Origin of the sequence: Nosocomiicoccus sp. HMSC09A07, assembly GCF_001808485.1 — a bacterium.
In the GTDB taxonomy this organism is placed as follows: Bacteria; Bacillota; Bacilli; order Staphylococcales; family Salinicoccaceae; genus Nosocomiicoccus; species Nosocomiicoccus ampullae_A.
Genome location: NZ_KV793650.1, coordinates 1 through 2,101 on the forward strand (window position 1 = coordinate 1; position 2,101 = coordinate 2,101).

Genomic DNA, 2,101 nt, shown 5'->3' on the forward strand with positions numbered 1-2,101 from the left:
ACACTCAAAATAATAAGAGTGGTAGAAAAAAGGGGTAATTGAAATGTTAGAAGTTATTTCAAGAAAAAAGTTTGTATCACAAAATAGAACAGTCACAATTAAAAAAATGAAAGATATTACAGACATTTATGCAAGTATTATAGTAGAACAAAAATGTGGATTATCTACAAAAGAATATGTGTTAATTTATGACTATGATAAGAAAAAAATTGTAGATGGCGATTTAATCGCTTACGGGTCTTGGTATCACCTAGATGAAGAAGAACTGATTGATTGGTCACAAGTAGCACAAAATGAAAAATGGTTTAGTTAAATAAAAGTAGTATATACCTAATAATTTATTAGGTATATACTATATTTTATAACTTATATGTTATATAATATAAAGTATAAGATATAATGTTTATAACATATATCATATATGATATATTTAAATTATTAAGATTCGTAATTAACAAAAGGAGGTCTACCATGGGAAGAATAATAAGTATCAATAATTTTAAAGGTGGAGTTAGTAAGACATCTACATTGTGTGGTCTTGCCTATGTACTTGCCGAAAAGAAAAAATATAATGTTTTAGTTGTCGATTTTGACCCACAAGCAGATGCTACAGAGTTGTTAATTCGTACATTCGACAATGAAAGATTGCCAAATGCATTACATGATGAAAAATATGTAAATATTTTTGATGGTTTAAAAGACGGGAGCGTAAATAACGCTATCTTAAAACTATCCGAAAATCTTAGTATTGTTCCATCTGATTTTGATTTAATTGGATTATCTGATTACTTAAATAATAAGTATCGTTATAAAGATGCTCACGATCGAGTGAAAGAACTATATAAATTTTTAGAACCGATTAAAGAAGAATATGATTTTATATTTATTGATACACCACCAACTATTTCAGATTTCTCAAACAATGCTATTTTTGCTTGTGATTATTCTTTAATTATCATGCAAACACACAGAAGAAGCTATAGAGCAGTAGATAAGTTTTTACTTCACATGGTTGATTTTAGAGATATTTATAAAACAGAATTTGATGTACTTGGTATTATCCCTGTCATGTTCAGTCGTAATACCAAAACAGATGAAATGACGTTACAAGATGCTTCTGCAGATTGGGGTTCATATGTATTTGAACAAATAATTCGTTCGATGGAACGTGTCAAATTCTGGGATGAATTTGGTATATCAGAGGAAGATTATTGGGATAAACAAGCGATTGAACAATATGACTTACTTGCAGATGAATTTTTAGAGAGATATGAGAAAGCAATAGAGGAGGAAATTTAATGAGTTTACTAGATAGAACACAAGAAAAATATCACGGTCGTTCACATCAAAATCCACTCGCGAATGAGCAAATTAAATTAGATAAATTAGGTTACTCAACAGTAAGAGTACCAGGCGATTTACATTCACAAATACTAGCATTACGTACACTGTATGCAGGTGAAAAATATTCAAATGATGATGTCATTAGAGCTGGGATAAATGCGATTGTTGAATCTTTAAATGAAAGAGATAAAAAAGATTTTGATAGATATTTTGAACAAAACATTGAGGACAAAGTCGAAGTCCTAAAAAGACAAAATAAATATTAAACAATATAAGCAAAAATAGGTACAAGTAAGGTAACTATCGTGCTTGTACTTACATATATAATTAAGGAGTACATCATAATGAAGGTCATTTTGAACTTAACTGATGAACAAGTGAAGCATTTAGATACTGCACATAGAGAAACAGGACAATCGTATGAAAAGTTGCTGATGGATTTTTTCTACAACTATGGTCAAAAACCAGCTGAAATTATTGATGAGTTACATTTCAATAACGAACTAGAACAGTTTTATAAATTTGGTGGATTACTTGCACATTATTTAGATGAATCCTATAAAGATTTAGAAGAAGTAGCGAAAACTAGTGAAGCCTATGATACTGATAAAGCCATGCTAAAAGTAATGGATAGATTAATCAATGAACATTTACAAGATGCACGTTTAATGACTGACTTATATTTAGAATTTAAAAAGTATTTTAAAGATGAACTCTAAAGGTAAGCCCTACGATCCTAAATGGATCATAGGGCTTT

The 2,101-nt window shown here is 29.3% G+C and carries 4 protein-coding genes; all 4 read left to right on the top strand.

What is annotated here, in order from left to right:
• Positions 1–43 precede the first annotated feature (43 nt).
• Positions 44–313, top strand: coding sequence for a hypothetical protein (locus tag HMPREF3177_RS08305; RefSeq protein WP_070458659.1), 270 nt, complete (start codon positions 44–46; stop codon positions 311–313).
• A 158-nt stretch (positions 314–471) separates the two neighbouring features.
• Positions 472–1,299 (top strand): ParA family protein, encoded by an 828-nt coding sequence (locus HMPREF3177_RS08310; protein WP_070458661.1) that lies wholly within the window; start codon positions 472–474, stop codon positions 1,297–1,299.
• Complete coding sequence (locus HMPREF3177_RS08315) at positions 1,299–1,610, top strand: hypothetical protein (RefSeq protein WP_070458664.1); 312 nt, start codon at positions 1,299–1,301, stop codon at positions 1,608–1,610. The genes HMPREF3177_RS08310 and HMPREF3177_RS08315 overlap by 1 nt, the downstream gene beginning before the upstream one ends.
• 78 nt (positions 1,611–1,688) lie before the next feature.
• Complete coding sequence (locus HMPREF3177_RS08320; protein ID WP_070458667.1) at positions 1,689–2,063, top strand: hypothetical protein; 375 nt, start codon at positions 1,689–1,691, stop codon at positions 2,061–2,063.
• Positions 2,064–2,101: the final 38 nt, after the last annotated feature.

Excerpts from the sequence above, each read along its gene's own strand:
- HMPREF3177_RS08305 (WP_070458659.1), top strand. The coding sequence starts at position 44 with ATGTTAGAAGTTATTTCAAGAAAAAAGTTTGTATCACAAAATAGAACA.
- HMPREF3177_RS08310 (WP_070458661.1), top strand. The coding sequence starts at position 472 with ATGGGAAGAATAATAAGTATCAATAATTTTAAAGGTGGAGTTAGTAAG.
- HMPREF3177_RS08315 (WP_070458664.1), top strand. The coding sequence starts at position 1,299 with ATGAGTTTACTAGATAGAACACAAGAAAAATATCACGGTCGTTCACAT.
- HMPREF3177_RS08320 (WP_070458667.1), top strand. The coding sequence starts at position 1,689 with ATGAAGGTCATTTTGAACTTAACTGATGAACAAGTGAAGCATTTAGAT.